Origin of the sequence: Kitasatospora sp. NPDC059812, from assembly GCF_042732075.1 — a bacterium.
Taxonomy (GTDB): Bacteria; Actinomycetota; Actinomycetes; order Streptomycetales; family Streptomycetaceae; genus Kitasatospora.
This window is the reverse complement of record NZ_JBHWIO010000165.1, coordinates 1-6006: the sequence shown is the minus strand read 5'-3', so window position 1 is coordinate 6006 and position 6006 is coordinate 1. Positions and strand designations below refer to the sequence as shown.

Below are 6006 nucleotides of genomic sequence, written 5' to 3'. Positions count from 1 at the left end.
CGTCGCGAGCCCGGCGGGAATGATGAAACACGCCCCAGGTCAGTAGGCGGCGGTGAAGCGGGTGCGGCGGTGCGCGGGCTGCTCGGCCTCGTCGAGCAGGGCGACGGCGAGGTCCTCCATGGAGATCACCGAGGCGTCCTCGGCGTCCACCAGCAGTTCGTCCCGTCCGAGCCGGAAGCGGCCGGTGCGCTCGCCGGGTTCGAGCAGGGCGGCGGGGCTCAGGTAGGTCCAGTCGACGTCCGGGTCGGCGGCGCGGTAGAGGTCGAGCTGCTCGCGGCAGGCCCGGGCGATCGGCCGGAGCTCGGCGGGGAAGCCGGGGTCGTCGGCGAGGGTCGTCCCGCCGCGGCCGGGGAGGGTGAGGCTGCCCGCGCCGCCGACGGCCATCAGGCGCACGCCCGTTCCGGCGAGACCGGCCAGCAGGCCCCGGGTGGCGGCGGACAGCTCGTGCTCGCTGCCGGGCGCCGGGCGGGTGGCGGTGATCACCAGGTCCTGCCCGGCGGCGAGGCGGGCGACGTCCTCGGGGTTGCGGGCGTCGCCGACACCGAGGGCGACGGCGGCCGGCAGGCCGTGCGGTTTGGCGGGGTCGCGCAGGACGGCGGTGATCCGGTGGTGGCGGGCGAGCGCCTCGGTCACCACCCGGCTGCCGACGTTGCCGGTGGCGCCGAACACGGTGATGTGCATGGAGGTTCTCCTGGTGCGGTGGGTGCCAGCGGCTGCTGGGCGGGGATCGGGGAGTGCGGAGGGGAGTTCGGCGGGAGCGGGGCGGGGTCAGGCGTTCTCGCGGACGGGCGGCGCGGCGGCCGGGGCGCTGGGTACGGCGGGCGCGGAGGCCGCGGTGGTGCTGGGGCGGCGCCGGGTCTGGGCCGCGATCAGCGAGCCGAGGACGATCAGTGCGCCGAGCGCCTGGAGCGGGCTGAGGTCCTGCCCGAGGGCCAGCCAGCCGATCGCGGTGGCGACCACCGGGCTGAGCAGCGAGAGGAAGGAGACCGAGGTCGGCGGTAGTGCCCGGATTCCGCGGAACCAGAGCGCGTACGTGAGCGCCGCGCCGATCAGACTGAGGTAGCCGTAGCCGAGCAGGTTGCCGCCGGTGAGGTGGGACGGCGGGGCGCCCTCGACGAACAGCGCGACCGGCACCAGCAGCAGTCCGCCGGCGGTGAGCTGCCAGCCGGTGGTGGCGAGCAGCGGGGCGGGGGAGACCCAGCGCTTGGAGAGGACGACGCCGGTGGCCATGACGACCGCGCCGGCGAGCGCGGCGGCCACGCCGACGGCGTCCAGCTGGGCGTTGGCCCGCAGGACCAGCAGGCTGACGCCCGCGATCCCCGCGATGCCGCAGATCACCGTGCGCGGTGTGAGCCGGTCGCCGAGCAGTGCGGCCGAGAGTCCGGCGGTGATCAGCGGCTGGACGGCGCCGACGGTGGCGGCGACCCCGCCGGGGAGGCGGTAGGCGGCGATGAAGAGGAGGGCGAGGAAGGCGCCGATGTTCAGCGCGCCGAGGACCAGTGCGCGCCACCACCAGCTGCCCTTCGGCAGCCGGCGGGTGACGGCGATCAGCAGCAGCCCTGCGGGCAGGGCCCGGAGGACGGCCGCGAGGAGTGGACGGTGGGGCGGGAGCAGTTCGGTGGTGACGATGTACGTCGACCCCCAGACGGCGGGGGCTATCGCCGTCACCAGCACGATTCCGAGGCGGTTTCTTAGCACTAAGCAAATGTATCTCAGCGCTAAGGCATCTCTCACCGCTTTGACGGGGTGACGTGGCTCACAGTTACCTCATCGCTAAGGAATCCCGGCGGAATCCCCTACCCTGAACCTGTGGCAGATGCAGATCATGTGGACCGAGTAGTCGCGCAATGGGCCGCCGAGCGCCCCGACCTGGACGTCTCCCCGATGGAGGTGATCGGCCGGCTCAAGCGCCTCTACCGCCTGATGGACGCGGAGCTCAACCGGACCTTCGGCGAACACGGCCTGGACGCCGCCTCCTTCGACGTCCTCGCCACCCTCAAACGCAGCGGCCCGCCCTACCGGCTCACCCCCACCGGACTGATGCAGTCCGCCATGGTCACCTCCGGCGCCATCACCCAGCGCCTCGACCGTCTGGAGGCCCGCGGCCTGGTCACCCGCACCCAGAGTGACCAGGACGGCCGCAGCCGCGTGGTCGGGCTCACCCCCGAGGGCCACGCCCTGATCGACCGCGCCCTCCCCGACCACCTCGCCACCGAGCGGCTCCTCCTCGCCGGCCTCGACGCCCCCCGGACCGCCGCGCTCGTCGACGCCATGCGCACCCTCCTGGCCGCCCTCGGCGACAGCCCGGAGTGAGCGGGCGGGCAGGCGGGCGGACCTCCCCGCCCGACCGGCCTACGGGTTGACCGCCACCGCCTTGAAGAAGGTGTAGTGGAACGTCCCGCCCGGCTCGGCCGTGCGGCGCAGTTCGGCGATGCCGCGGTCGAAGGCGTCGGGGGTGGTCAGCCCGGTGGCCAGCGCCTCGGTGCGGACGGCCTCGACCATCGCGACGAAGGTGCGCCGGGTGAAGCCCTCGACCAGGGCGGGGCGGGCGCCGTCGGCGTGGACGGTGCGGGGGCGGACGGCCGCGTCCCGGAAGCCGGCCTCCGCCAGGAGCGGGTACAGGCGGCGCCCGAGCAGGGCGTCGCCGCCCGCCGCCGCCTGGAGCCGCACCAGCAGGTCGACCGCGTCGCGGGCCGCCGGGCCCTGCGGGTGGAAGAAGGCCGAGCCGTGGTCGCCCTCGATCACCGTGATCGTCCCGCCCGGCCGCAGCACCCGCCGCAGCGCGGTCAACGCGGCCACCGGATCGGCCAGGTGCTCCAGCACGAAGCACACGAAGACGTGGTCGAACGCGCCGTCCGGGAAGGGGAGTCGGTGCAGGTCGCCGTGGTGCCAGGTGACCCGCGCGGTGGGCGCCTCGGCCGCCACCCGGGCCCGGGCCTGCGCCAGCGACTCCGCCGAGACGTCCACCGCCGTCAGCAGCACGCCGGGACTGGCGGCCAGCAGGTGCGCGGTCTGCGCCCCCACCCCGCAGCCGGCCTCCAGCACCCGGCTGCCCGCCGGGTACGCGGTGCCCGCGTGCAGCAGCTCGGCGAGGGTGTCCGCCTGGTCGCCGAGCCGTTGCGCCTCGGTCTCCGAGTGGCCGTGGACGTAACCCGGGACGTAGCCGGTGAGGTGGTCGGGGCCTTCGGTGTCCTGCCGGCCGTTCAGTGGTGCCGTTTCCGTGGTCATGGCCCCACCCTCACGCCACAATGGCCCGGTGAACAGGTCCAAAGAAGCGCCGGACGACAGGTCCAAACAGGCGGACCCGGGCGCCGACTTCCTCCAGCTCGACACCGCCGACGCCCCGCCCGGCGGCCTGACCGGCTGGCTCGCCCGCCGACTGCGCGAGGCCATCGCCGACGGCCGCCTCCCCACGGGCAGCAGGCTGCCCGCCACCCGGGGGCTGGCGGCCGAACTCGGCGTCTCCCGGGGAGTGGTGACCGACGCCTACCGGCGCCTCGCCGAGGAGGGCCAGATCGCCGGCCGGGGCAGGGGCGGCACCGTCGTCGTCGCGGTTCCGGCGCCGCCCGCGCCCCCGTTGTCAGCCACACCCCCGGCCCCGCCGCGCGCCCGGCCGGAGCCCGTCCTGTTCCACGCGGACCCCGACCCCGAGGTGTTCGACCTGCTGCGCGGCACGCCCGCCCGGATCGACCTCACGCCCGGCGTGCCCGACCTCGCCGCCTTCCCCCGCACCGCCTGGCTGCGAGCCGAACGCGCCGTCCTCGACGGCCTCGCCGCCGCCGACCTCGGCTACGGCGACGTCCGCGGCACCCCCGCACTGCGCCGGGCCGTCGCCCACTGGCTGGCCCGCAACCGGGGCATCCGCGCCGACCCGGACGAGGTGCTGATCGTCGCCGGGACGGCCCAGGCCCTCGCCCTGCTCGGCCGGGCCCTCGGCCGGATGGGCGTCACCGAGGTCGCCGTCGAGGACCCGGGCTCGCTCGGCGCCCGCCAGCACCTCGCCCACTGGCTCGCAGCGACCCCGCCCGTCCCGGTCGACGCCGAGGGCGTCCGGGTCGACGCGCTGCGCGCCACCGGCGCCCCGGCCGTCCTGCTCACCCCGGCCCACCAGTACCCGACCGGGGTCGTCCTCGGCGGCGAGCGGCGGCGCGAAATGCTGCGCTGGGCGGGCGAGGGCGGCCTGGTCATCGAGGACGACTACGACGCCGAGCACCGCTACGACCGCCCGCCCGTCCCCGCGCTGCGCGCCGCCCTGCCGGAGCAGGTCTGCTACGCGGGCAGCATCTCCAAGCTGCTCGCCCCCGCGCTGCGCACCGGCTGGCTGCTGGTGCCGCCGCGGCTGCGCGAGGCCGTCCTGGAGGCCAAGCGGTTCGCCGACCTGGGCAACCCGGTGCTGCCGCAGCTGGTGCTGGCCCGGCTGATGGAGTCCGGCGAACTCGACCGCCACCTGCGGCTGTTGCGTCACCGCCACCGCCGCCGACGGGACGCGATGATCGCCGCCGTCCACGCCCACCTCCCCGGCGCCACCGTCCACGGCGCGGCGGCCGGCCTGCACCTGATGCTCACCCTGCCGCCCGGGGTCCGCTGCACGGACACCGAACTGGCCACAGCGGCGCTCGCCGAGGGCGTCAAGGTGCAGCCGCTGTCCTGGCACGCGCGGCTGCCGTACCCGCCGGGACTGGTGCTCGGCTACGCGGCGGGTGCGCCGGGGGAGATCGCGGAGGGGATCGCCGTCCTGGGGCGGTTGCTGCGCCGGTAGGGCTGAGGGCTGAGGTCTGAGGGCGGCCGGTGCCCGGGTCCCCCGTCCGCGCGGGCGCGGGTGTGCTCCTCCGGGGTCCGGGCTATGGTGGCGACGGGCTCGGGTGCCTTGACGGCCTCGGGTGCCTTGACGGGCCGTATCCCGCTGCCGACCTCAGGGAGGCGTGATGGCCGTGCTTCGGCGCACCGTCCAGTTCGGCGCGATGCTGGTGGTGTTGGCGGCCACGCTCGGGCCGGTTCCGGCCGGGTCAGTGTCGGCGTCGGCACCGGCGTCCGTGCCGGAGTCGATATCGGACGTGCCGGGGTCGATACCCGGGAGGGTCAGTGCCCCGGGTGAGGGGACGGTGGTGGCGGAGATGGCCGATCAGGACGCGCGGCAGCTCGCGGGGCGCCGGATCGTACTCTCCTACGCCGGTCCGACACCGCCGCCGGGCGTGCTGCAGACGATTCGGGAGGGGCGGGCGGCCGGGGTCATCCTGTTCGCCGAGAATGTCACGAGCCCGGCGCAACTCGCCGAGGCCGTCGGTCAGTTGCGGCAGGCGGCGGCGCAGTCGCCGGTGTCCGAGGGGCTGTTGCTGATGACCGACCAGGAAGGCGGCAAGGTGCGCCGCCTGCCCGGCGAGCCCGAACTCTCCGCCCGCCGGACCGGATCGGAGCCCGACCCGCTCGGCGCGGCGGGCCGCGCCGGGGTCGGCGCCGCCGGGACGCTCGCGGACGCGGGGCTCAACGTGAACCTCGCGCCGGTGCTGGACGTCTACGACACCCCGGGCAACTTCATCGACCGCCATGAGCGCTCCTACGGTCAGGACCCCGCCGGCGTCGGCGAGTTGGGCAGCGCCTTCCTCGCCGCCCAGCAGGGCCTGGGCGTCGCCGCCACCGCCAAGCACTTCCCCGGGCTGGGCTCGGCCGTCAACGGCGAGAACACCGATGACCGCCCCGTCACCCTGTCCGTGCCGCTGGACGAGCTGCGCACCCGCGGCGAGGAGCCCTACCGGGCGGCCATCGCGGCGGGCGTCCGGCTGGTGATGGCCTCCTGGGCGGTCTACCCGGCGCTCGACCCGGACCGCCCGGCGGGGATGTCGCCCGCCGTGGTCGAGGGCGAGCTGCGCGGCCGTCTGGGCTTCCGGGGCGTCACCGTCACCGACGCCCTGGAGGCCGAGGCCCTCGCCCCGTACGGCGGCCCCGGCGACCGCGCGGTGGCCGCCGCCGAGGCCGGGATGGACCTGATCCTCTGCTCCGCCCGTGACT

6 protein-coding genes are annotated in these 6006 nt (G+C 75.8%); 3 read left to right on the top strand and 3 right to left on the bottom strand.

What is annotated here, in order from left to right; translation table 11 throughout:
* Positions 1 to 39 precede the first annotated feature (39 nt).
* Both ACFV6D_RS38525 and ACFV6D_RS38520 read right to left on the bottom strand, forming a co-directional pair.
* Complete coding sequence (locus ACFV6D_RS38525; RefSeq protein ID WP_380563388.1) at positions 40 to 681, bottom strand: NAD(P)-dependent oxidoreductase; 642 nt, start codon at positions 679 to 681, stop codon at positions 40 to 42.
* A gap of 87 nt (positions 682 to 768) precedes the next feature.
* The gene (locus ACFV6D_RS38520) at positions 769 to 1698 is read right to left on the bottom strand and encodes an EamA family transporter (protein ID WP_380563386.1); all 930 of its coding nucleotides are present in this window, start codon (positions 1696 to 1698) and stop codon (positions 769 to 771) included.
* A 111-nt stretch (positions 1699 to 1809) separates the two neighbouring features.
* Between ACFV6D_RS38520 and ACFV6D_RS38515 the strand changes: the two genes are divergently transcribed.
* A complete protein-coding gene (locus ACFV6D_RS38515) occupies positions 1810 to 2313 on the top strand; it encodes a MarR family winged helix-turn-helix transcriptional regulator (RefSeq protein WP_063350635.1) in 504 nt (167 codons plus the stop codon).
* Positions 2314 to 2352: 39 nt separating this feature from the next.
* Here ACFV6D_RS38515 and ACFV6D_RS38510 read toward each other — a convergent pair whose 3' ends face one another.
* A complete protein-coding gene (locus tag ACFV6D_RS38510) occupies positions 2353 to 3228 on the bottom strand; it encodes an L-histidine N(alpha)-methyltransferase (protein ID WP_380563384.1) in 876 nt (291 codons plus the stop codon).
* Between ACFV6D_RS38510 and ACFV6D_RS38505 the strand changes: the two genes are divergently transcribed.
* Positions 3227 to 4759, top strand: coding sequence for a PLP-dependent aminotransferase family protein (locus tag ACFV6D_RS38505; RefSeq protein WP_380563382.1), 1533 nt, complete (start codon positions 3227 to 3229; stop codon positions 4757 to 4759). The two genes, ACFV6D_RS38510 and ACFV6D_RS38505, sit on opposite strands and share 2 nt — an antisense overlap.
* 166 nt (positions 4760 to 4925) lie before the next feature.
* Positions 4926 to 6006 (top strand): glycoside hydrolase family 3 N-terminal domain-containing protein (locus ACFV6D_RS38500; protein ID WP_380563380.1); only part of this gene is annotated, 1081 nt, incomplete at its 3' end.